The organism is Streptomyces sp. NPDC002994 (assembly GCF_040611155.1).
Lineage (GTDB): Bacteria > Actinomycetota > Actinomycetes > Streptomycetales > Streptomycetaceae > Streptomyces.
The window spans coordinates 88,472-110,567 of record NZ_JBEXNQ010000029.1; the positions used below are offsets into that span (position 1 = coordinate 88,472).

A 22,096-nucleotide genomic window follows, 5' to 3' on the forward strand; every position below is an offset into this window, starting at 1 on the left:
GAAATCCCCCCGGAGGTTGCCCCTGTGCCCGGTGCGCGATGATGGTGGGCCGCCCTTCGCACGCCCAGGGAGACATCGTCATGGCACCGCGCATCCTGCTGGCCCGGCACGGACAGACGGAATGGTCCCTGTTGGGGAAGCACACCGGCAGGACCGACATCCCCCTGCTCGACGAGGGCCGCCGCGGCGCGAAGCTGCTCGGCGAGCGCCTGAACCGCGCGCCGCTCGACGGCCTCCCGGACGCCGAGGTGCGCACGAGCCCGCTCCGGCGGGCGAGCGAGACCTGCGCGATCGCCGGGTTCGGCGAGCGCGCGCAGGAGTGGGACGCGCTGATGGAGTGGGACTACGGGGCGTATGAAGGCATGACGCCCACCCAGATCAAGGCGGAGCGGCCCGACTGGTTCATCTGGCGCGACGGAGTACCGGGCGGCGAGACGCTCGCGCAGCTTTCCGACCGCGCGGACGAGGTCATCGCCTGGGCCCACTCGGCCGACCGCGACGCGCTCGTCTTCGCGCACGGCCACATCCTGCGCGCCATCGGCGCCCGCTGGCTGGGCCTGGACGTCTCGTTCGCCGCCCGCATCCGACTGGACCCGACGTCCCTGTCGGTCCTCGGCTGGGCGTACGGCGACCCGGCGATCGAGCGCTGGAACGACGTCGGGCATCTGGGCGGCTGACCGGACGGCGCTCATGGCCTGACCGTCGTACGACGCAACCGGCTCCCGAAGCATCGCCTCGGGAGCCGGTTGCGGCGTACTGATTCAGCGGCCCTGCCGGAGCCGGGGGCCGCGGAGTTCGAGCAGGGTGATGTCCGCCGGGGCGCCGACCCGGACCGGCGGGCCGAAGAAGCCCGCCCCGCTGGTCACGTACAGCGCGGTGTCGTCGACCCTGCCGAGCCCGGCGCTGACCGGATTGGACAGGGCCGTCACCGCGGTGAGCGGGAACATCTGGCCGCCGTGGGTGTGTCCGGAAACCTGGAGGTCGACCCCGTGGCGGGCGGCCTCCTCGGCGAACACCGGCTGATGGGCCAGCAGTACGACGGGACGTGACGTGTCCCGCCCGGCCAGTGCCCGCCCGAGGTCCGGGCCGCGGCCGGTCTCCTCACCGGCGAGATCTTCGACCCCGGCCAGGTCGAGGAAGGTGCCGTTGTGCTCGATCTCCACGCGCTCGTTGACCAGCGGCCGGACACCGACGTTGCGCATCTCGTCCAGCCAGTCCTCCACGCCGTCGTAGAGGTATTCATGGTTTCCGGTGACGAAGTAGCTGCCGTACCGCGATTCCAGCCCTTTCAGGGGGCGAGCGGCGGGTCCCAGCTGGGAGGCGGTTCCGTCGGCCAGGTCGCCGACGATCGTCACCAGGTCCGCCTGGAGCCCATTGATCATCCGGACGATCCGCTCGGTGTGGGAACGCCCGAGCATGGGCCCCAGGTGAATGTCACTGACCACGGCGATGCGGAGTCCGGCCAGGCGGGTGTTGACCTTGGAGAGAGCCACCGGTACGCGTTTGATCAGCGGGTCGCCCAGGGCCACGGACATGCCGTAGCCGACGGTGCCCAGGGCGGCCGCACCGGCCAGCGTGCCCACGGCCCGCCCGAGGAAGAGCCGGCGGCCGACCAGGAGGTCGCCGGCCGCGGGAGTGGACCGAGGCTCCTCCCGAGCCTCCCGAGCCTCCCGAGTCGGCGTCGCGGGGGAGGCAGGTGCGGCGTCGGATCCGGCCGTCACCAGCACCGCCACCGGCTCCGGTTCGGCGACCTGAACCGGCGCGGATTCCCGCTCGGTACGCCGCCACCCGCGCACCAGCAGCGCCCGAGGCACCTCCAGTACGACGAGCGCCAGCAGCAGGTAGAGCAGTACCCCGATCAGGGTGTAGCCGGGCCACGCCACCCACCGTCCGCCGCCACCGTCCGACGGATCGAACAGCGGGGTGACGATCCGGGCCCCGGGGGCGGCCAGCGCCGAGACCACCACGGCCCCCGTCGCCAGCCGCCGTGCGCGGGTCGCGGGTCTGGTGGTGTCACGGACCAGACGTATCCACAGGTAGTAGTGGATGGCGCCGGAGCCCACCAGCATGAGCGCCCATACTCCGATGCCCAGCATCGTCTCTCCTCGGGGATCTTGGCGGAAGCGGAAGCGGAAGCGGAATCAGGCGGTGACAGGCTTTGACGGGTCCGACTCCGAGATGCCGAACCGGGCGTGCAGCGCCCGCAGCGGAGCCGGCGCCCACCAGTTGGCCTTTCCGGCCAGCCGCATGAAGACCGGTACGAGCACCGCCCTGATCAGCGTGGCGTCGACCAGGATCACCACTACCATGCCGATGCCCAGCATCTTCAGGAAGACGATCCCGGAAGAGGCGTACGTCGCGAACGAGGCCGCGAGGATGACCGCCGCCGAGGTGATCAGCGGGCCACTGCGCTCCAGGCCGACCGCCACCGCGCCGGCGTTGTCGCCGGTGCGGTCGTACTCCTCCTTGATCCGCGACAGCATGAAGACCTCGTAGTCCATCGAGAGGCCGAAGGCGGTGCAGAACATCAGGATGGGAATGCTGGGCTCGATCGAGCCGCTCGGTGTGAAGCCCAGCAGCCCGGACAGATTTCCGTCCTGGAAGATCCACACGAGGGCGCCGAACATCACCGCCATGCTGAGGGTGTTGAGCACCATCGCCTTCGCCGGAAGCAGCACGCTGCCGGTCATCAGGAACAGGATGACAAAGGTGACCACCAGGATCAGTCCGAACACCAGCGGCAGCCGGTCGACCAACTCGCCCCGGAAGTCGCTCAGTTCGGCCGGATAGCCGCCGATCTTCACATCGGCCGCCACGGTGGTGCGGATGTCGGAGAGGACCCGGTCGATGTCCTGGTCGAGGCCGTGGTGGGTCGCGACGACCGAGTACCAGGTGTCCTGCTCGTGCGCGAACCTGCGGGAGGAGTCGTTGGGCTCGGCGATCTTCCGGCCCTCGGCGTACGAACCGGTGAGCGCGTCGACCTGGTGGACGTCGGAGATGCGGGACAGCGAGACGGCCGTCGCCTCGATGGCCCCGCGATTCGCGTCCTGGCCCGCCCGGCCCTGGTGCAGGACCTGGATCGCGTCCATCTCCTCCGCGGCGAAGTTGTCGCGAATCTGCTGCTGCACCACCCGGCTGGACACGTCCTTGGGCAGTACCCGCTCGTCCGGTACGCCGAAGGTGAGACCCAGCGCCGGCGAGGCGAGGCCCAGCAGGACCACCAGCGCCGGGATGCCCCACAGCAGCGGCCTGCGCATCATGCGCAGCGCCGTGGTGTGCCACCAGCCCTCGTCGGACCGGGCGTCGGACCGGGCGTCCTTCGCGTTCTTGCGGACGACGCGGTGTCCGAGGCGGGCCAGCGAGGCCGGCAGGATCACCAGCGCGGCGAAGACAGAGGTGAGGACGGTGCCGATGCCGGCGTACGCGAACGAACGCAGGAAGGGGAACGGGAACAGCAGCAGACAGGCCAGGGACACCATGACGGTGAGACCGCTGAAGGCGACGGTGCGACCGGCGCTGGCGACCGCGTACTCGACGGCGTCGGGGACGGCCCGCCCGGCCCGCAGTTCCTCGCGGAACCGGTTGATGACGAAGAGGCTGTAGTCGACGCCCAGTCCGATGCCCATCACCAGGGCGAGGTTGGCGGCGAACGTCGAGACATCGGTGAAGTACGTGACGATGTGCATCAGCGCCAGCGTGGTGATGACGGAGAAGAGGCCCATGCCGAGGGTCAGGACCGCCGCCGAGAACCGGCGGTAGATGGCGAAGAGCAGCAGCAGTACCAGCGGGAACACGATCATCTCGGCGCGCAGGAAGTCCTGCCGGGACTGCTCGGCGGCCTGCCGGAACACCTCGTCACCGCCGCCGACCTGGACCGTCACCAGCTCGCTGTCCCGGGTGAAGCCCGGGGAGAACTCGCCGAGTGCGGTGCGGGCCTCGGTCACCGTGCCCGCCATCCGGGCGATGATCAGGGCCTGCTTGCCGTCGGTGCCGCGCATGGCCGGGGAGTTGCCCCGCGACCAGTACGACGAGGCCTCGGCCACGCCCTTCTGCCCGGCCAGCTCTTTCTCCAGCTTGCGGCCCTCGGCCGCGACGGCGGCGTCGTCCACAGTGCCCTGCTTGGCCGTGACCATCAGCAGCACGCTGGGCGTGCCCGCTTCGAACTCCCGCTCCAGGACGGCCCGGGTGTCCAGCGACTCGGATCCGGGACTCTCGAAGCGGCTGAGCACCAGGCGGTCCATGGCGCCGGCGGCGAGCGCCAGGCCGATCACGGTCAGCAGGACGCTGACCCAGATCACGAGCCGGGATCGGCCTGCGGCCACCCGGCCCCACCGTCGCAGGGCCGGCGGACTCTCTTCGGGGCTGCTGGCGGCGAACCGATGTGTAGTCGGCGTAGTCGGCACTTTCCACTCTCCGGGATGGGGGATTTCGGGGGGATTCAGGGGATTCGGGGGGTGTGGGGCAGGGTGAGGAATCACAGACCGCGGGCGTCGAGCCACGCGTCGATCCGGTCGAAGGTGCGGGGCGCCGAGCGGGCCATCGTGGCGTAGTGCCCGGCCCCCGGAATGTCGATGAGCTCGGTCTCGGCCCCGGTGAACAGCCGCCGGTGCGCGGCGCCGCCGGTGACCCGGGCGTCGTCGTCGCCGTACACCAGCAGCACCGGGACCTTGATGGATCCGACGTGCTCCAGGTCCGTGAAGACGGAGTCGAGCTGCGAGGTCATGTCACCGCAGGGGTGCCGGTTCTGGTGCGGGGTCGCGGCGGCCATGACGCGCTGCTCGGTGTCGTGGAAGTTGCCGCGCCGGAACTGGTCGGGCCCCAGGTCGTAGTACACATAGCCGCTCGGGTCCGAGGGCTCGCGGCTCGGCTGCCCGCCGGCCATGCAGCTCTGCAGGGCGCTGAAGAAACGGGTGTTGGCCTCCGGGGTCAGCCCCCGGTCGGTCCAGTCCATGATCATCAGCCCGTCGATCCCGCCGAAGGAGTACGCCGCGATCTGGACGACCTGCCCGCCGTTGGACTGCCCGGCCAGGGTCACCTTGTCGAAACTCGTCGCGATGGCCGCGGGGCCCTTGGCGGCCGGGCCCTCGGCGGGCTTGCCGTCGACGGTGTAATCGCCGTCGCGCAGTTGGCGGACGATCTGGTGGGCGATGTCCGCCTCGGCGCCGATGCAGGTGTCGAAGCCGTTGGGGCGGTCGCTGTCGCCGTAGCCGAGCCGGTCGATGGTGACGGAGGCGTGCCCGCGCTTGGCGAGCTCCTCGGCGTAGTGGTAGCCGGGTACGTCGAGACGCCAGTACCACTCGCCGGCCGCGATGCCGTGCTGGTAGAGCGTGACCGCCCGCTTCTCGCCGGACAGCACGCGCGCGGGCGCGGTCAGGTGTCCTCGAACGCGGTACTTCCCGCCGTCCGCGCGGCAGCCGGTCTTGCTGCGGTTGGCATTGCGTACGGTGAAGGAAACCGGGACGTCCACGATGTCCTGCGCGGCCAGACGCGCGGCGGTCGCCTTGGCGGCGGCTGCCGCTTCGGCCGGGGTGGGCACCGACGTGACAGACGTGACGGACGTTCCGGCTGCCTTTTCCGACGCCGCTGGGGAGTCGGCCGCCGCCGTCATGGCCGCCGCGACAGGGCTCGCCAGCAGCGCGAGTGCCGCGCTCAGTACGGCGATCCGCTTGATGACGCTCATGCGGTCCTCGCCTCTCGTCCTGCCGCCCGGAGGGCAGGCAGCTGTTGGTGTGCGCGGTGCCATGCGGCCTGGTCGGCGAGGGTCTGTTCCAGCGGACGGAAGGTGACGTCGAGTTCATGCGCGGCTCGTGCGGAGGAGACCCTGCGGTGGTGTCCTTCGAGCAGCGCGCGCATGCCATTACGGGTGGCGACGGGCGTCCTGCGGCGTACCTTCGCCTGCCACTCCAGGGCCGAGGCGAGCGCCATGGCGGCCTGCGGGGGCAGCTTGCGCGGCACCTCCCCGGTGCCGGTCGCCCGTACGACGGCCGCGCAGATCTCGTGGAGCGGATACCAGCCGCCCGCCGCGATGTAGCGGCGGCCCCCGGCGCCGCGCTCCGCGGCGGCGACACAGGCGGCGGCGACATCGCGGGCGTCCACGACGTGGTTGCCCGCCGTGGGCAGCGCCTTCAACTCGCCCCGCGCCACCGCGAGGAAGAGCCGTCCGGCCGAGGTGGGACCCGCGTCGCCGGGACCCCACATCCAGCCCGGCAGGACGAGCGGCACACGCAGTCCGTACGTCTTGCCGAACTTCTCGTCGAACCGGGCGATCATCCGCTCGGCCCGGATCTTGCTGGACCGGTAGTGGTTGCCCTGGTCCGGGCGGCCGTTGGGAGTGTCCTCGTCGCCGGGCGACATGGCGTCGCCGCCGCCCAGTACGGCGATGGAGCTGGTCTGTACGACGGTGGGCACCCGGGCGTCCACCGCCGCCTTCAGCAGATCCTCCACCGCGTCCACGTTGGTGCGGTACAGCAGCTTCAGGTCGTGACCCGGCTGGTAGTACTCGCGGAAGTACGCGGCCGTGTGGATCACCGCGTCCATCCCGGGCAGTGCGTCCTTGTAACTGCCGATGTCGGTGACGTCCCCGGTGACGAGCCGCAGGGCGCGATGGTGCGGCAGCTGGGCGCGGGCGCGCTCGGCGTCCCGTACCACTGCCGTGACCTGCGTACCGGCGGCGAGCAGCCTGGTGACGACGGCGTTGCCGAGCAGACCGGTGGCTCCGGTGACCAGCACGGCACCCAGTCCGGGACGGGCGGGTTTCTCCGCGCCGGTGTGGTCAGCGGGTGGCGGCGTGTCGCTCATGCGACGTCCTTTCGGCGGTTTCGGCGGTTTCGGCGGATTCTGTGTTTTCTGCGGATTCTGTGTTCTCTGCGGTTGGGGAGCCTTCGCGCAGTCCGAGACGGCGGTGTACGCGGCGCAGCGGGCCGGGCGCCCACCAGGCCCGGTGGCCCAGCAGCCGGAGTACGGCCGGCACCAGCAGGGTCCGTACGACAAGGGCGTCCACCAGCACGGCCAGCGCGACGCCGAAGCCGAGCATCTTGGTGTTGGTGATCCGCGACAGTCCGATGGAGACGAACACCACGCTGAGGACCACGGCGGCCGCGGTGATCAGCCCGCCGGTGGTCCGCATGCCGCGTACCACTGCCGCCCGGTGGTCGCCCGTACGGTCGAAGTCCTCCTTGATACGGGCGACCAGGAAGACGCCGTAGTCCATGGACAGCCCGAAGGCGACGCAGAACATCAGGACGGGCAGGGTCGTCTCCACGTCTCCGGTCGCGGTGAAGCCCAGCAGCCCGGACAGGTGACCGTCCTGGAACACCCACACCACCGCGCCGAACATGGCGGTCAGGCTCAGCGCGTTGAGCCCGACGGTCAGCAGGGGCATCACCGCGCTTCCGGTGAGCAGGAAGACCAGCAGCAGCGTCGCACCGAGCACGAAGGCGAGCGCCGGGGCCAGGCCGCGGCCGATCGCGGCCTTGCTGTCCACCAGGGCCGCCGCAGGGCCGCCCACCCAGGCCCCTTCGGGCGCGGACGCCTTTCGTGCGGCCTCCACCAGCGCCTGGCGGGAGGCCGACGTCGCGGCCGTGTCGTCTTCGGCGACCACCGTCACCAGGTTGTGGCCGGCGGTCCGGCGGGAGGCGTCGGCGGGCGTCGGGAGCTCCGAGCGGCGACCGTCATGGTAGGTGCCCGCCGAGGACTCGACCCGGGTGACCCCGCCGAGCCGGGACAGCTTGCCGGCGAGCCGCCCGGCGGTGGCCCGTGCCTCCTCGCCGGAGGCTCCGCCGGCCCGCAGCAGAACGGGCACCGAGCCCTCGGGTGAGCTGTCGAAGTCGTCGCGCAGGCTCTCCTGGACGGCCCGGGGCTCGCTCGCGGCGGGCAGCTGCCGGTGGTCGGCGGTCCCGAAACGGGCGCCCAGGAAAGGCAGTCCCAGCACCAGCAGGAGACCGGTCACCACCACGGTCACCAGCGGAGCGCGGCGCATCACCTCGTCCGTCAGCCGGCCCTTGCGGCTCGGTACCCGGCCGCCGGTGCGTCGGCGGCGTACCCGTAGCGCGTCCACCCGGTGTCCGAGCAGCACCAGCACGGCGGGCAGCACCGTCAGCGCGGTGAGCGCGGCGATCAGCACCACGCTGATGCCCGCATAGGCGAGGGAGCGCAGGAAATACAGCGGGAAGACGAGCATCGCGGCGAGGGCCACCGCGACGGTCAGTGCGGAGAACAGGACGGTACGGCCCGCGGTACGCACCGTGCGCAGCACGGCGTCCGCGGGGACCGCCCCCGCGTCGATCTCCTCGCGGAATCTGCGCACGATCAGCAGCGCGTAGTCGATCGCGAGCCCGAGGCCGAGCGCGGTGGTGAGGTTCTGGGCGAATACGGACACCTCGGTGAACCCGGTGACCAGGCGCAGCACAGCGCCCGTGCCGAGGACGGTGGCCAGGCCCACCAGGACCGGGAGGGCCGCGGCGACCACCCCGCCGAAGACCCACACCAGGACGGCCAGGGTGAGCGGTAGAGCGATCAGTTCGGAGCGGGTCAAGTCCTCGGCGACGGTGCTCTCGATCTCGTTCTGCACGGCGAGCGCACCGGAGATCCGTACGTTCAGGTCACCCTGCTCGCCACGGTAACGCGGTGCCAGCCGCTCCAGTTCGTCCCGGGCCAGGTCGTCGCCACCCTCGATCCGGGCGGCGATCACGGCCTGTCTGCCGTCGCGGGAGCGCAGCTCTTCGAGGCCGGTCTGCCAGTACGACACGACACCGACGACCGACTGCTCGAACGCGAGCCGCTCAGCCAGCCGCGCACCCTGCTGGGCGAGCTCCCGGTCGTCGACCTGGGCGCCTTCGGGGACCGACACCAGCAGAACCAGATTGGGCTGCTGCTCCGGGTAGTGCTCCTCCAGCACGCGCTGTACGCGCGCCGACTCCGAAGAGGGGTCCGTCGTACCGCCGTTGCTCAGCCGCTCGGGCAGATCCGCGCCGAGGAGTACGGCGTCCAGGATCAGCACGACGGCCGCCACCAGGAACAGCCACGGTCTGCGTACGACATGAGAACCGAGGGACTTCAGCATCACGCCGCACGTCCCATGGCGGCGCCGAGCACCGACACCCCCGCCGCCAGTCGCGCCAGTTCGCGGTGCGAGGACCAGGCGCCGACCGCGCCGTCGGGCCGTACATAGATCACCAGCGGGCCTTCCTCGGCCAGGCCGGTCAGCTGCCTGGAGGTGTCCACGGCCCGCAGGTACGGCAGGTCGCTCGCCCCGCCGCCCCGGGACTCCGCGCTGGTCAGCAGCAGGACATCCATCTGACCGCTCACCGTGGAGCGGGCCGCGATCCCGGCCGCCTCCTGCGCCGCGTGCTCGCCGTCCGCCGTCTGCGCGCCGTCCTGGAGGACCAGCAGGGTGTGCCGGCCGGCGGAAAGGTGCTCGTGCAGGGACGCCGCCACTGTTGCGGACAGCGGCCGCCACGAGGTGTCGGGCAGCCGCACGCCGGGCCGAAGGGCGGCCTTCCCGCTCCTGGCACTCCTCGCACTCTTGTCACTCTTGGCGTTCTTGGCGTTCTTGGCGCGGGACACCGGGAGCCGGCCCGGCACCGCCGGGCTCGACTCCAGACCCGGATCCAGCTGGGCGAGTTCGGGAACCAGCTTGCGGTCGAGCGCTCCGGTCGCGGACGCCACCCGCAGCAGGGTGTCGCGCAGCACCCGCTTGGGGCCCGCCCGCAGCATCCACAGCTGGGTCTGACGGTCGGAGTTGCGCAGCGCCCGCAGGGCCGCGGGCCGCCGCTCCGCCTCGTAGCTGTCGAGCAGCGCCGGGTCCGCGCCGCGGCTCACAGCGGCCAGCTTCCAGCCCAGGTTGAAGCCGTCCTGCACACCGGTGTTGAGACCCTGCCCGCCGGCCGGGCTGTGGCAGTGAGCGGCGTCCCCGGCCAGGAAGAGCGGGCCCGCCCGGAACGCGTCGGCGACCTTCGTGTGGACCCGGAAGGTGCTGCGCCACCAGGTGGAGCCGACCTTCCAGCCCTGCGGGCCGCGGGCCGTCAGCAGCTCCTGGAGATCCTCGTCGGACAGCGGCTGTACGTCGCCGGTGACATCGCGGTCGAAGAAGATCCGGTGCCCGCCGCCGGGCAGCGGCACGACCACCAGCACGCCTTCGGGCGTCAGGTGGTACTGGGCCTCGTCCTCCGGCAGATCCCCGCTGAACTCACCGTCGCCCAGGAGGAAGTCGCGCGCGTACGTGCTGCCTTCGAAGGCGATCCCGGCGGCCTTGCGGACCTTGCTCTGCGTACCGTCCGCGCCCACCAGCCAGCGCGGTGACACCACGGAAGGCGAATTGGGACCGGGGACCGAGATCGTGGCGCAGACCGGTCCGGCGGGGCTGGAGATGAGCCTGGCGTCGACGAGCTCGGTGTTCCACTCGACATCGCCCCCGAGCCGCAGCAGCCGCTCGTACAGCACGCTCTCGGTGACCGATTGCGGTACGCACAGCGGGTGCGGGAACGCGGTGTCGGCCAGCGAACCGAAGCGCACCCGTCCGGCGCGCTTGCCGTTCGACCAGTACGACGCGCCGGACAGCGGCAGCGAGCGCTTCACGAGGCAGTCCGCGACGCCGACGCGTTGCAGCACTTCCAGGGCGCCGCTCCAAAGGATCAGCGCCTTGGGGTTGCCGGCCGGGCCCTTGCGCCGGTCGATGATCCGACACTTCACGCCGTGCTGGAGCAGTGTGCAGGCGGTGGTGAGTCCGGTGGGGCCGGCCCCCACGATCAGTACGGTGTCTTCCTGCGTCATACCTGGCTCCTGACGTGGAAGGCACCGCGGGAGCGGAGCAGGGCGACGACCTGGTCGATCGCCTCGTCGGTGGTGGTGAAGTTGACGGCGAGCATGCCGATGTCCGAGGCGGCGGCGCAGTTCTCCTCCAGGTCGTCGAGGAAGAGGCACTCGTGCGGCGCCGCGGGCAGCCGCTCCAGCAGCCGCCGGTAGATCACCGGGTCGGGCTTGCGCACACCCTCGGCCGACGAATCGACGACGGCGTCGAAGAGTTCGTCCACGGGGAGCTGGGCCCGCCAGCGAGGACCCCACTCCACGACGTTGTTCGTGAGCAGGGCGGTGGTGTAACCCAGTCGGCGCAGCGTGCGCAGGAAGGACACCAGGTCCTCATTGACGGTCCTGGCGCGGAACCACAGCTCCCCGAACTCCTGTCCGCGGAGCAGCCCCTGGCCCTTGCCGTCCGGCAGCTCGGCGAGGACCCTCTCCACCATTTCCGCCTCGGTGCACCGGGCGGTCTCCAGGTCGGCCATCGGGCTGCGGCCGTATCGGGTGGTGGCCGCTGCGAACGCGTCCCGCAGCTCGTCGACCGGTACGCCCACCGTCGCGGCGAAGGCCGCGAAGGTCTCGTGCAGCGGATTGGTCAGTACACCCCCGTAGTCGACCACGACAGTGGTGATCTGCGGGGAGGTCACTGCGCCACCTCCAGGCGGAACGAGGCGACGACGCGTTCCTGCTGCACGATGTCGACCACGACGGGCACGACCAGGGTGCCCAGCGACTCGTCCAGCCGGAACTGCTCGACCCGAGCCACCGCCCGGGCGTGCAGGTCCAGTTCGGCGAACTCCTGGAAGGTCGCGTCCAGCGAGGTCACCTGAAGACCGGTGGCCGATATGGAGTGGAGCGACGAAACGGAGGCCGCGGCCAGCTGCCGGGCCGCTTCCAGCAGGAGGTTGCCGGGAATGTGGTCGAGACGGTGGTCGAAGAGGTGAGGGTGCGTCGTGTCGGACAGCACGGTGGCGGACAGGGTGCTGTCCCCGGCCGGGATCGCCTGCGTGATCACCACGTTGTACGGATCGCGCCGGCCCACGGAGGCGGGGTCGGCCGCCACATGCGTGGGCAGCACGCCGATGGAGCCGACCAGGGCGTCGCGGCGGCGGGCGCGCAGCGCGCGGTAGATGGTGCGGGTGAAGAAGGCCAGGCCGCCGCTGAACCGCAGAGCGGTTTTGCCCTCGATGCTGAACGATCCGGTGAAGTCCAGGGCCTGCACCCTGCCGTTGCGCTTGCGCTGCGGGTAGACAGTGAACGTCACGACCGCGCGGGACGGCCGGTCGTCGGTGCGTACGGCGGACAGATCCTGCATCTGCAGCCGCAGGCTGCGGAAGATGAAGGACTCGTCCAGGCCGACATTCTCGTAGGCGTGAGCGAGGAACACCCCGCCCTGCCGCAGCACTTCCACCAGCAGGAGGAAGTCGTGCGTGCCGGAGTTCTCGCCCATGATGTGCGCGCGCGGCAGCTGGGCCGCCACCTCGTAGGTGTCGGGCCGGTCCGTCGCAGGGCGGGAGTCGGTGAGGAACACCTCGGCGATCGCGGCGCGGTGCACCATGGCGCGGGGAACGGTGCTGTCGTATCTGAGTGCGGAACGGATCTGGTCCTGCTGCGCTGGGCCGGTCATCGTTTCTCCAAGCAAAAGGGCGGGGACCGCACCACCTTGGAGGAAGGGGTTTGACTAAACGCTGGTCAAGTCGTTGGAAGATCCGCTGACCGCCCTTGGCTGCCCTCGACCGCCCTCGACCGCCCCTTCACGGAAGCCGGGAGTCCCCACACGCGCAGGGCGGAGTCAAGACGTCGTGCAGCGTGATCTCGGTCTCACTTGATCTTCGCCCGGATGAAACCGGCCGGTAATACTTAGTCTTGCGAACAACGTTTCCGGGGGGAATTCATGTCTGGTGTGTTGTTGCGCGACCGCGGTTTCAAGGACGAAGAAGGTCCGTCGCCGCTGCGATTCCGTCTTCTCGGTCCGCTCCAAGTCACCTACGGCGCCGAGATGATCGAGCTCGGCCCGCCCAAGCAGCGGGCCCTGTTGGCGGTCCTGCTCCTCAAGCCGGGCATCGAGACCGGCGTGGATCAGCTGATCGAGTCACTGTGGGGCGAGGACTACCCGACGTACGCGAAGAATCTGATCCAGAAGTCCATCTCCGGCCTGCGCGGCCTGCTCGCGGACGGCGAGCCGGGTGGCCAGGGTGTCTCGCTGGAGTGGTCCGGCAGCGGTTACCGGCTGGATGTCGGCCATGCCGAAGTGGACCTGTATGTGTACGAACGGCTTGCCTCGGCCGGCATCATGGCGGCCCGCGAGGGCGAGATCCTGAAAGGCGTACGGCTGCTGGAGCGGGCGCGCACGATGTCCGTCGGCCCGCTCGTCGAAGGGCTGGAGGGGCCCATGCTGGAGCGTGAACGGCTGTATCGCCAAGAGCGCTTCCTGGCGGACATGGAGGTACGCGCCGAGCTGGAACTGGAGCTGGGCGGACACCGCAACGCAGTGCCGTATCTGTACTACGCGGTGCACAAATATCCGCTGCGGGAACGGTTCGTATGGCTGCTGATGCTCGCGCTCTACCGGTCGGACCGCGGTAACGAGGCGCTGACGGTGTACGCCGACCACCGAAGCCGCGTCGTGCGTGAACTGGGCGCCGAACCGGGCCAGGCCCTGCGGGCGCTCCAGGGGCGACTGCTGCTCCAGGACCCGCAGTTGATGGTGCTGTCCACGCTGAGGCAGGACAGCGGGGCGGCGGGCGGCCCGGCGACGCCGTTCCCGGAGTCCCCGCTCGCCCGCCAGAGCCCGCTGAGATAGAACGAGCGCTGCCGCCGACCGCCGCCGCGACGCCGACGAACGAGGCCGCCTGGCGCGGTCCCGCGCTAATGACGACCCCCTTGACGCCGGCCTTCTTGAGCGCCGCGACCTGGGCCGTCATGTCGTTGTCGGTCGGCTTGATCTTCTGCTCGACGACGGTGAGCCCGGGCCCGGCCGCAGTGCCTACTGCCGCCGGTCAGCCGCCGGTCGCCGGTCGGCGCTCAGCCGCTGACCCGGGGCTCGACCGTCGCGTGGCGGGCCAGGAAGGGGGCCACCGACGGCGAGCGGCGGTGCGGCAGCAGGACGCGGGTGGTCTCGGAGAGCATCGTCCGGACGCGCGACGACTGCACCTCCTCCAGGAGATCCAGTACGCCCTGTCCCACCGCCGCCGCCTCGTCCGGCGCCCCGGCGCGGGCCAGGTCGTCCGCGAGCTCCGCGCTGTAGAGGGCCAGGTTCCGGGTGAAGTGGGGGTCCTGGAGCGCCGCCGCGCGCCGGGAGTGCCGGGCCGCGCGCGACCAGTCGCCCAGCGCCGACCAGCACTGGGCCTCAAGCCCCTCCAACTCCGCCTCCCCGAAGAAGCTCATCCACTCCGGGTCGGCCTGCGCCGTACCGCGCTCGAAGAGAGTCTTGGCGCGGGCGAGCGCCTGTTCGCAGCCCGCACGGTCACCGAGCCCCGCCCAGCCGCCGGCCTCGCGCAGGGTGAGCAGCGACAGCAGCCGCGGCGAAGCCACCTGCCGGGCCGCGCGCTGCCCCGCCTGGGCCGCCCGTACCGCCTCGCGCGGCCGGCCCGTGTCGCGCGCGAGGAACGCCGAGTTGCTGAACGCGTGGGCCTCCAGCGCCGGGTCACCGGCCACCCGGGCCGTCGCCAGCGCCTCCGCGTAGTGCGAGCGGGCGTCGTCGAAGCGGCCCGAGTCGTGCGCGAGCCAGCCCACCGAGAGGGCGAGTTCCCCCGCGCCGGTGTGCAGCCGGTCGGCCATGGATCTGTGGGACGTCGTACTCGCGTCGAGCAGGGCGTAGGCGGTACGCAGGGGTTGTGCGGCGCGCTTGTAGAGGCCGTCGGCGCCGTGCCGGTCGTCGAGCAGCCGGATCTGGCGCACCGCGTCCTCCACGGCGCCGACCTCGGCCTCGCCGACCCGGCGGTGCGGCGCGGTTGGCGCGGTTGGCGCGTAAGCGTCAAGGGCGACGTACGGACTGGATGCTGAGGCACTCGGCGCGGTGCCGAGCCCCAGGGATGCGGCCGCCATGGTGGCGGTGCCGCTCGTCATGAACGCGCGACGCAGCACGTCGCTCTCCTCGTCGATGTTGCTGGGGGTCGTGGTGGCATGGGTTGTGGTGGCGCGTGCCCCCCTGCCACGTACCGTTTCGCGGGCCGAGAAGCCCAGGTCCGACAGCGTCAGGCCGGGGAACATGTGCAGGAAGACCCGCTCGTACGCGTAGTTGGGACAGCGGATTTCGCCGGCCTCGACGCGCCCGATGTAGCGGGCGTCGCATGCGACCTGTTCACCGATCTCACGCGCCGCCCGGCGCACGGCTGCGGCGAATTCGGCCGGTGAACGAGACCCTCGCAGTCGGCGGAAGTCGTTGTTCGGCATGGCCAAGCCCTCCCGCAAGGTTCGCGTGCTCCGGCGGAGCAAAAACGTACCGGCTGTGACGAGCCGAACACGCGGGGTTTCGCTACAAACGGGATATCTCACCCATGATTTGCCATGAACTGCCATCCTTTGCGGCGGCGCGGCGCCGTAGCCGTTGACAGCGTCGCGCGTTGAACCATGAGGAGAGGGAGCGCGGCTCCCACTCGAGCGAGGAGGGGTTCCCTTGTTGGAGGCCGGCATGGAGATCAGCGGCTCAAGATCAGGCTCACTGTCAGGATCACTGTCAGGCCCGCTGTCGGGCACACTGGCGGGCCCCCTGCCAGGCTCGCGGTCGACGGCCAAGCACAGGCCCAGCCAGGAGTTCAGCGCCGTTCCACCGGCGGCGGTAAGCCCCGGCGCCGAGCCGTGCGACCTGGTGACGGTCCCGGTGCGCCAGGGCCTCGAAGCGGTGGACATCATCCGCCGCGCCTCCGCGCCCGCCGTCGGGCCCGTCCTGCACGACGGCTCCTGCGCGACCCTCGGCTTCCTCGTGCCCCCCGGCACCGCCGACGGCTGGGACATGCCGGGCAGCGCCTGTACGCAGACCTCCGGACGCGGCCTGCGCATCCCGGCCGTCCTGGCCGGCGACATCGGGGCGGACTCCCCGCCCCTGGTCCCCGAGCCCCCCGTCACCGGGAGCGGCTGGCTGCTGCCGCCCACCGACACGGGCCCGGTCACCGACCCGGCCGTGCTCAGAGCCGCGCTCGGCGAGGCGGCGCGGCTGATCGAAGCGGCGGACCGCGTCCGCTGAACCGATCCGGCAGGCGCAGCCGATACTGGCTGCGTGGCAAAGAACGCGAAGAACAAGCGGCGCGAGCGCGCCGCCCCCGAGCCGGTCGTCGAGCACGTCGACGGCGGACTCGCCGAGCTGATACCCGACCGGGACCGCCCGCGCGGCTGGACCCTGCTCATCGACGGCGCCCCGCAGTCCCACGTGGACCTCGACGAACCGTCCTACCTCGACTTCGCGTACCAGCGCAGGCTCGGCCACATCGCCGACCTCACCGCCCCGCAGGGCCAGCCCGTACACGTCCTGCATCTGGGCGGCGGCGCATTCTCCCTCGCCCGTTACGTCGCCGCCACCCGGCCCCGCTCCACGCAGCAGATCGTGGAGGTGGACGCGGCGCTCGTGCAACTGGTGCGCAAGGAACTCCCGCTGGACGCCCAGGCCCGTATCCGCGTCCGCTCCGTCGACGCCCGCGCCGGGCTCGGAAAGGTCGCGGACGGCTGGGCGGACCTGGTGATCGCGGACGTGTTCAGCGGCGCCCGTACGCCCGGACACCTCACCAGCACCGAATTCCTCGCCGACGTACGCAGGGTGCTGAAGCCCGGAGGCTTCTACGCCGCCAATCTCGCCGACGGCCCGCCGCTCGCGTACCTGCGCGGCCAGATCGCCACCGCGGCCGCCGTCTGGCCCGAGCTCGCCCTGGCCGCCGACCCGGCCGTGCTGCGCGGCCGCCGCTTCGGCAACGCGGTGCTGCTCGCGTCGGACCGTACGCTGCCCATCGCCGAATGGACCCGCCGCATCGCGACCGACCCGCATCCCGGGCGGGTGGAACACGGCCGGGAGCTGGCCGACTTCACGGGCGGCGCGGCCGTGGTCACGGACACGAGCGCGCGGCCGTCACCGGAACCGCCGCCGTCCGCGTTCAAGTAGGTCGCGGGCGGGCAAGGAGGTCGCGGGCGGGACCTCAGGAGGTCGCGGGCGGGACCTCAGGGCCTCAGGGCCTCAGGACTCCACGATCTCGACCGTCGGCTCGTGGTCGTGCCAGGTGCAGAAGACCGACACGCTCGCCGTGCCCGCCGTGAACTCCACCCGTATCCACGTCGGCTGCTTCCACACCTGCATCGACCAGCCCGTCGCCGGAGTGGCCGACACCAGTTTGGCGGAGGTCTTCCCGATGTCGAAGGTGACCCGGCCGCCGTTGGTGCTGTAGCTCTTCACCTGGCCGTTCGCGGCCGTCGGTGGATTCGACGGCGCCCGCGCGCCCGAGTCCGACGGGCTGCCGGAACTGCTCGGTGTACGGCTCGGGGGCGGGGTGTCCCGGTCGGCCGGGGTGCGCGAGGGCGTCTTGGGGCTCTCCGGCGTCCTGGACGGGCTCCTGGACTCCGGCCGGCGCGTCGACGACACCTTGGACTGCGGCTTCGCATCCTGCGCGGTGCTGCTCTGCGCGGGCAGACCGGCGGGGATCGGGAGCGCCTGCGGAGGGTCGTACGCCGTGCCCGCCATGACCGTGTGCACGCCCCACCACGACAGCGTGACCGCCGCGCCCGTGGCGAGCGACCACGCGATGGCGTGTACGAATCCTCGTTGCATCGGGGCCATACTGCACCACCCGCCTCACCCCGTCCCAGGGGGGACCCGCATCCCCCGAATGGCGTACGGTGCCGCCCATGGCAAGTGTGCTCGTGGTCGAGGACGACCAGTTCGTACGTTCCGCCCTCATCCGGCACCTGACCGAAGCCACCCACACGGTGCGCAGCGTCGGTACGGCACTTGAGGCGTTGCGCGAGGTCGCCCATTTCAGCTTCGACGTGGTCATTCTGGACCTCGGTCTGCCCGACCTGGACGGGGCGGAGGCGCTGAAGATGCTGCGCGGGATCACCGACGTACCCGTGATCATCGCCACTGCGCGCGACGACGAGGCGGAGATCGTACGGCTGCTCAACGACGGCGCCGACGACTACCTCGTCAAGCCCTTCTCGGTCGAGCACCTGTCCGCCCGCATGGCCGCCGTACTGCGCCGCTCCCGCGCCGTCGCGGGCGCCGAGCCGCCGTCCCGGGTGATCCAGGTGGGAGGGCTGTCGATCGATCCGCTGAGGAGGCAGGCGGAGCTGGACGGCGCGCGGCTCGACCTGACCCGCCGTGAGTTCGACCTGCTGGCCTTCCTCGCGGGGCGGCCGGGAGTCGTCGTACCGCGCAAGGAGCTGCTCGCCGAGGTCTGGCAGCAGAGTTACGGCGACGACCAGACCATCGACGTCCACCTGTCCTGGCTGCGGCGCAAGCTCGGCGAGACGGCGGCGAACCCGCGCTATCTGCACACCCTGCGCGGCGTCGGCGTGAAGCTGGAGCCGCCGCGATGAGGTGGGCACTGGTCAAGGTGAGCCTGGCGGTGACGGTGATGGTGGTGCTCGCCTTCGCCGTACCCCTCGGGCTCGTCATCAAGGAGATGGCCAGGGACCGGGCCTTCTCCAACGCCGAACGCTGGGCCGCCACCATCGGCCCCACCCTCTCCATCACCACCGACCGCGACTCGCTCAACCGCGCCGTCCAGACGACGGAGGTCGGTATCGAGGGACGCATGGCGGTCCACATCCCGGCGGCAGCCGGTGAGCCGGGCAAGGCGGGCGGTCTGCCGCTGGAGATCGGGCGCCGGCGGGCGGCGCAGCAGGACCTGGAGACGACGCGGCGGATCGGGCGGGCTTCGATCTCGGAGGTGACGGGGGGCTTCGCGCTGCTCCAGCCGACCGCGATCGCGAGCGGGCAGATCGCCGTCGTGGAGGTCTTCGTACCGGAGGACGACGTCAGCAATGGCGTGGCGACGGCGTGGCTCGTGCTGGCGGGCGTCGGGATCGCCCTGATCGTGGGCTCGGTGGCGGTCGCGGACCGGCTGGGCGTACGCATGGTCCAGCCGGCCCAGCGGCTCGCGGGCGCCGCGCACGACCTGGGGGAGGGCAGGCTCGGCGTACGCGTGCCCGAGGAGGGGCCGACCGAACTGCGGTCGGCTGCCGTGGCGTTCAACTCCATGGCGGATCAGGTGGTCCAGCTGCTGGCGAATGAGCGGGAACTGGCAGCCGATCTGTCACATCGGCTGCGGACCCCGCTGACCGTGCTGCGCCTGAACACCGCCTCGCTGGGCGAGGGCCCGGCCGCCGAGCAGACCAGGTCGGCCGTCGAGCAGCTGGAGCGCGAGGTCGACACGATCATCCGTACGGCGCGCGAACAGCGGTCGCAGACGCACGGCGTTCCCGGCCCCGGCCCCGGGGCCGGCTGTGACGTGTCCGAAGTCGTGCGCGAGCGGATGGACTTCTGGTCGGCGCTGGCGGAGGACGAGGGCAGGAAGGTGCGGCTGGCGGGCGTCGAGCGTCCGGTACGTATCCCGGTCGCCCGGCCCGAACTGGCGGCGGCACTGGACGCGCTGCTGGGCAACGTCTTCCGGCACACCCCGGTGGGTACGGCCTTCTCGGTGGACGTGCACAACGGGGACGATGCCGTCATCGTCCTGGTGTCGGATGCCGGCCCCGGCATCTCGGACCCGAAGGCGGCGCTGGTGCGCGGCAACAGCGGCGACCGGGACGGGTCCACGGGCCTCGGCCTGGACATCGTGCGGCGGGTCGCGGAGTCGACGGGCGGCGACGTACGCATCGGGCACTCGGTGCTCGGCGGTACGGAGGTCCGCATCTGGATCGGGCTCGGGCTCGACGGGCGGCGTACGGCGGGGGGCCAGAACGGCCACCGGCTGGGGCGGCGCAAGCGGCCGGCGGGGGTGAAGGGTGCGAGGGGTTCGAAGGGCGTGAAGTTTTAACGGGCTCCCATGGCTTCCTTAACTGCGCCCTAAGATCCTCAAGCCTCGTACCTAACCCGGCTTTTGTCCGTTTCGGGCTCGCTAGCGTGCTGCCGCACCCCTACGGCGTATCCCCCGCGCCGTATACCCCCGGGGCCGTCCCCCCGGGGTTTTCCTGTAACGCAGAGGCAGGCACGCGATGAGCAGTACGACGCACCGGCGCACAACGAGCGGCAGGACCAAGGCGCTCGGCGCGGTTGTCGCCGCGGCGGTGATCGGTGGCGCGGCGTTCGCGTTCACCGGAACGGCGCAGGCCGCCGCGGTCGGCGCGGCGTACACGAAGACCAGTGGCTGGGGCGGTGGTTACACCGGCCAGTACGTCGTCACGAACCCCACCGGCAAGGCCCAGTCGGACTGGACGCTCGAGTTCGACCTGCCGGAGGGTACGAAGATCGGCTCCCTGTGGAACGCCGAACACAAGGTCGCCGGCCGGCACGTGACGGTCAAGCCCGCGAGCTGGGCGGGGGAGCTGGCGCCGGGCGCGTCCGTGACGGTCGGCTTCGTCACCTCGGCCGAGGGGCGGGGCACGGCCGGTGACCCCACGGGCTGCCTGATCAACGACGTGAAGTGCTCGGTCGACGCGGGCGCCACACCGCGGCCGAGCGGGAGGCCGACGGAGGCCCCGAAGCCGACGGGCTCGGCGACTGCTTCTGGGAAGCCGACGTTGAAGCCGACGGCTTCTGCGACGACGGCTCCTGCGACCACTGCTCCTCCGACCACTGCGCCCACGCCGAGCGCGCCTCCGACGAGCGCACCGCCGGCAGCCGCGGGGGCGAAGTTCGCTCCGTACGTCGATACGTCCCTCTACCCGGCGTACGACCTGGTGGACACCGCGACCAAGACCGGCGTGAAGGAGTTCAACCTGGCCTTCATCACCTCGGGCGGCAGCTGCGCGCCGCTGTGGGGCGGCGTGACCGGACTGACGAGCGACAAGGTGGCCGGCCAGATCGGCGCGCTGCGCGCGAAGGGCGGCGACGTACGGGTCTCCTTCGGCGGCGCGGCGGGCACGGAGCTCGCGCTGAACTGCTCCTCGGCCGACGAGCTGGCGGCGGCGTACGGCAAGGTCGTGGACGCGTACAAGCTCACGAAGGTGGACTTCGACGTCGAGGGGGCGGCGCTCCCGGACACCGCCGCGAACACGCGCCGCGCGCAGGCGATAGCCCAGCTCCAGAAGAAGTACCCGGGGCTGGATGTGTCCTTCACGCTGCCGGTGATGCCCGAGGGGCTGACGCAGCAGGGCGTCGACCTGGTCGCCGACGCCAAGAAGAACGGCGTGAAGATCAACGCGGTCAACATCATGGCGATGGACTACGGACCGTCGTACAGCGGCGACATGGGTACGTACGCCGTCCAGGCGGCGACGGCGACGCAGGCCCAGCTCAAGGGCGTACTCGGGCTGTCGGACGCGGCGGCGTGGAAGACGGTGGCCGTCACCCCGATGATCGGCGTCAATGATGTGACCACGGAGATCTTCAAGGTCGACGACGCGACGCAGTTGGTGAAGTTCGCCCGGGAGAAGGGGCTCGGGTGGTTGTCGATGTGGTCGTCGACGCGCGACAAGGAGTGCCCGGGCGGGGCGCAGGGCTCGGCAGACGCTACGTGCAGCTCGATCGTGCAGGAGCCGCTGGCGTTCACGAGGGCGTTCGCGACGTACAAGTGATCAGTAGCCCCTGAGCCTCTCTGAGCCTCTGAGACCCCCCGCAGGCGCGCGCCCCGGCCGGAGTTCCCCACACCCGGTCGGGGTACGCGTGTGCTCAGACGGTGGAAGAGATGTTGCCGCTCGTATCACCCGCACCGAGGCTGAGCGGGACGACGCCACCGGGGCTTCAGTGTGCGCGGATGGGACCGTGCCGGCCGTGGTGTGCCGAAGGAGCGAATTCCATGAGGGTCATGCTGCACGCCCATGTCGACACGGAGGCCGGAAACGAGGCGATCCGAAAGGGCACGCTGCCGCAGATGCTGGACTCGGTGATCCAGGAGCTCAAGCCAGAGGCGGCCTACTTCTTCCCCAACATGGGCAGGCGGTCCTGCATGCTCGTCTTCGACATGCAGGACAGTTCCCAGTTGCCCAAGGTCGCGGAGACGTTCTTCATGGAACTTGGTGCGGATGTCGAGGTCGTACCGGTGATGAACCACGACGACCTCAAGAAGGGCCTGCAAGCCTTGCAGTCCCAGAGGTAGGTAAAGGTGGTGACGCCCGGCGACGGCCTCAGCCCCGACGACGGCCGGCGGAAGGGCGCCCGCCCCAGCTCTCCGTGCCCGACCTCCGCCGGGCAGACCGACTTCGGGTCGAGGCCGCTGCC

Annotated in this window: 18 protein-coding genes and 1 pseudogene; 8 read left to right on the plus strand and 11 right to left on the minus strand. The window is 71.1% G+C overall.

All coding sequences use genetic code 11. The annotated features are described in order from the left end of the window. Positions 1-80 precede the first annotated feature (80 nt). Positions 81-677 (plus strand): histidine phosphatase family protein, encoded by a 597-nt coding sequence (locus ABZX79_RS30675; RefSeq protein WP_214969116.1) that lies wholly within the window; start codon positions 81-83, stop codon positions 675-677. A gap of 84 nt (positions 678-761) precedes the next feature. Here ABZX79_RS30675 and ABZX79_RS30680 read toward each other — a convergent pair whose 3' ends face one another. From ABZX79_RS30680 to ABZX79_RS30715, 8 genes are all read right to left on the minus strand, one after another. Beyond that, positions 762-2,096, minus strand: coding sequence for a metallophosphoesterase (locus ABZX79_RS30680; RefSeq protein ID WP_355264865.1), 1,335 nt, complete (start codon positions 2,094-2,096; stop codon positions 762-764). A gap of 45 nt (positions 2,097-2,141) precedes the next feature. Beyond that, positions 2,142-4,322: an MMPL family transporter gene (locus ABZX79_RS30685; RefSeq protein WP_355264868.1), complete on the minus strand. Its 2,181-nt coding sequence runs from the start codon at positions 4,320-4,322 to the stop codon at positions 2,142-2,144. Positions 4,323-4,474: 152 nt separating this feature from the next. Beyond that, positions 4,475-5,680 (minus strand): alpha/beta hydrolase, encoded by a 1,206-nt coding sequence (locus tag ABZX79_RS30690; RefSeq protein WP_355264871.1) that lies wholly within the window; start codon positions 5,678-5,680, stop codon positions 4,475-4,477. Beyond that, the gene (locus ABZX79_RS30695; RefSeq protein WP_355264874.1) at positions 5,677-6,798 is read right to left on the minus strand and encodes an NAD-dependent epimerase/dehydratase family protein; all 1,122 of its coding nucleotides are present in this window, start codon (positions 6,796-6,798) and stop codon (positions 5,677-5,679) included. Before ABZX79_RS30695 ends, ABZX79_RS30690 begins: the two co-directional genes overlap by 4 nt. Continuing rightward, a complete protein-coding gene (locus ABZX79_RS30700; protein ID WP_355264930.1) occupies positions 6,773-9,061 on the minus strand; it encodes an MMPL family transporter in 2,289 nt (762 codons plus the stop codon). Before ABZX79_RS30700 ends, ABZX79_RS30695 begins: the two co-directional genes overlap by 26 nt. Then, positions 9,061-10,770, minus strand: a complete 1,710-nt coding sequence (locus ABZX79_RS30705) for an FAD-dependent monooxygenase (protein ID WP_355264877.1) — start codon at positions 10,768-10,770, stop codon at positions 9,061-9,063. The genes ABZX79_RS30700 and ABZX79_RS30705 overlap by 1 nt, the downstream gene beginning before the upstream one ends. Then, positions 10,767-11,441: an HAD family phosphatase gene (locus tag ABZX79_RS30710; RefSeq protein ID WP_355264880.1), complete on the minus strand. Its 675-nt coding sequence runs from the start codon at positions 11,439-11,441 to the stop codon at positions 10,767-10,769. The genes ABZX79_RS30705 and ABZX79_RS30710 overlap by 4 nt, the downstream gene beginning before the upstream one ends. After that, positions 11,438-12,421 (minus strand): AfsA-related hotdog domain-containing protein, encoded by a 984-nt coding sequence (locus ABZX79_RS30715; protein ID WP_355264883.1) that lies wholly within the window; start codon positions 12,419-12,421, stop codon positions 11,438-11,440. Before ABZX79_RS30715 ends, ABZX79_RS30710 begins: the two co-directional genes overlap by 4 nt. Positions 12,422-12,688: 267 nt before the next feature. Between ABZX79_RS30715 and ABZX79_RS30720 the strand changes: the two genes are divergently transcribed. Continuing rightward, positions 12,689-13,597, plus strand: coding sequence for an AfsR/SARP family transcriptional regulator (locus ABZX79_RS30720; protein WP_355264886.1), 909 nt, complete (start codon positions 12,689-12,691; stop codon positions 13,595-13,597). A 13-nt stretch (positions 13,598-13,610) separates the two neighbouring features. Here ABZX79_RS30720 and ABZX79_RS30725 read toward each other — a convergent pair. Continuing rightward, positions 13,611-13,763, minus strand: a pseudogene (locus ABZX79_RS30725) (ABC transporter substrate-binding protein); the annotation flags it as partial. Between the two features lie 55 nt (positions 13,764-13,818). Next, entirely contained in the window at positions 13,819-15,189 is a 1,371-nt protein-coding gene (locus ABZX79_RS30730) for a hypothetical protein (protein WP_355264889.1), read from the minus strand. Positions 15,190-15,412: 223 nt separating this feature from the next. Here ABZX79_RS30730 and ABZX79_RS30735 point away from each other — a divergent pair, with 223 nt between their 5' ends. After that, on the plus strand, positions 15,413-15,979 hold the full coding sequence (locus ABZX79_RS30735) for a hypothetical protein (RefSeq protein WP_355264892.1): 567 nt from the start codon (positions 15,413-15,415) through the stop codon (positions 15,977-15,979). A gap of 33 nt (positions 15,980-16,012) precedes the next feature. Further along, positions 16,013-16,885 (plus strand): fused MFS/spermidine synthase, encoded by an 873-nt coding sequence (locus tag ABZX79_RS30740; protein ID WP_355264895.1) that lies wholly within the window; start codon positions 16,013-16,015, stop codon positions 16,883-16,885. Positions 16,886-16,957: 72 nt separating this feature from the next. Here the strand turns inward: ABZX79_RS30740 and ABZX79_RS30745 are convergent, their stop codons facing one another. After that, positions 16,958-17,545: a hypothetical protein gene (locus ABZX79_RS30745; RefSeq protein WP_355264898.1), complete on the minus strand. Its 588-nt coding sequence runs from the start codon at positions 17,543-17,545 to the stop codon at positions 16,958-16,960. A 77-nt stretch (positions 17,546-17,622) separates the two neighbouring features. Here ABZX79_RS30745 and ABZX79_RS30750 point away from each other — a divergent pair, with 77 nt between their 5' ends. The 4 genes from ABZX79_RS30750 (at position 17,623) to ABZX79_RS30765 (ending at position 21,974) form a co-directional block, all read left to right on the plus strand. Then, the gene (locus ABZX79_RS30750) at positions 17,623-18,312 is read left to right on the plus strand and encodes a response regulator transcription factor (RefSeq protein ID WP_355264901.1); all 690 of its coding nucleotides are present in this window, start codon (positions 17,623-17,625) and stop codon (positions 18,310-18,312) included. Further along, complete coding sequence (locus tag ABZX79_RS30755) at positions 18,309-19,754, plus strand: HAMP domain-containing sensor histidine kinase (RefSeq protein WP_355264904.1); 1,446 nt, start codon at positions 18,309-18,311, stop codon at positions 19,752-19,754. Before ABZX79_RS30750 ends, ABZX79_RS30755 begins: the two co-directional genes overlap by 4 nt. Before the next feature lie 178 nt (positions 19,755-19,932). Further along, positions 19,933-21,453 carry a cellulose binding domain-containing protein gene (locus tag ABZX79_RS30760; RefSeq protein ID WP_355264907.1) on the plus strand — a complete coding sequence of 507 codons (1,521 nt, stop codon included), beginning with the start codon at positions 19,933-19,935 and terminating at the stop codon, positions 21,451-21,453. A gap of 221 nt (positions 21,454-21,674) precedes the next feature. Then, complete coding sequence (locus ABZX79_RS30765; RefSeq protein WP_355264910.1) at positions 21,675-21,974, plus strand: DUF3303 family protein; 300 nt, start codon at positions 21,675-21,677, stop codon at positions 21,972-21,974. Positions 21,975-22,096 lie beyond the last annotated feature (122 nt).

Excerpts from the sequence above, each read along its gene's own strand:
- ABZX79_RS30675 (WP_214969116.1), top strand. The coding sequence starts at position 81 with ATGGCACCGCGCATCCTGCTGGCCCGGCACGGACAGACGGAATGGTCC.
- ABZX79_RS30680 (WP_355264865.1), bottom strand. The coding sequence starts at position 2,096 with ATGCTGGGCATCGGAGTATGGGCGCTCATGCTGGTGGGCTCCGGCGCC.
- ABZX79_RS30690 (WP_355264871.1), bottom strand. The coding sequence starts at position 5,680 with ATGAGCGTCATCAAGCGGATCGCCGTACTGAGCGCGGCACTCGCGCTG.
- ABZX79_RS30695 (WP_355264874.1), bottom strand. The coding sequence starts at position 6,798 with ATGAGCGACACGCCGCCACCCGCTGACCACACCGGCGCGGAGAAACCC.
- ABZX79_RS30700 (WP_355264930.1), bottom strand. The coding sequence starts at position 9,061 with ATGCTGAAGTCCCTCGGTTCTCATGTCGTACGCAGACCGTGGCTGTTC.
- ABZX79_RS30705 (WP_355264877.1), bottom strand. The coding sequence starts at position 10,770 with ATGACGCAGGAAGACACCGTACTGATCGTGGGGGCCGGCCCCACCGGA.
- ABZX79_RS30715 (WP_355264883.1), bottom strand. The coding sequence starts at position 12,421 with ATGACCGGCCCAGCGCAGCAGGACCAGATCCGTTCCGCACTCAGATAC.
- ABZX79_RS30720 (WP_355264886.1), top strand. The coding sequence starts at position 12,689 with ATGTCTGGTGTGTTGTTGCGCGACCGCGGTTTCAAGGACGAAGAAGGT.
- ABZX79_RS30730 (WP_355264889.1), bottom strand. The coding sequence starts at position 15,189 with ATGCCGAACAACGACTTCCGCCGACTGCGAGGGTCTCGTTCACCGGCC.
- ABZX79_RS30745 (WP_355264898.1), bottom strand. The coding sequence starts at position 17,545 with ATGCAACGAGGATTCGTACACGCCATCGCGTGGTCGCTCGCCACGGGC.
- ABZX79_RS30750 (WP_355264901.1), top strand. The coding sequence starts at position 17,623 with ATGGCAAGTGTGCTCGTGGTCGAGGACGACCAGTTCGTACGTTCCGCC.
- ABZX79_RS30755 (WP_355264904.1), top strand. The coding sequence starts at position 18,309 with ATGAGGTGGGCACTGGTCAAGGTGAGCCTGGCGGTGACGGTGATGGTG.
- ABZX79_RS30760 (WP_355264907.1), top strand. The coding sequence starts at position 19,933 with ATGAGCAGTACGACGCACCGGCGCACAACGAGCGGCAGGACCAAGGCG.
- ABZX79_RS30765 (WP_355264910.1), top strand. The coding sequence starts at position 21,675 with ATGAGGGTCATGCTGCACGCCCATGTCGACACGGAGGCCGGAAACGAG.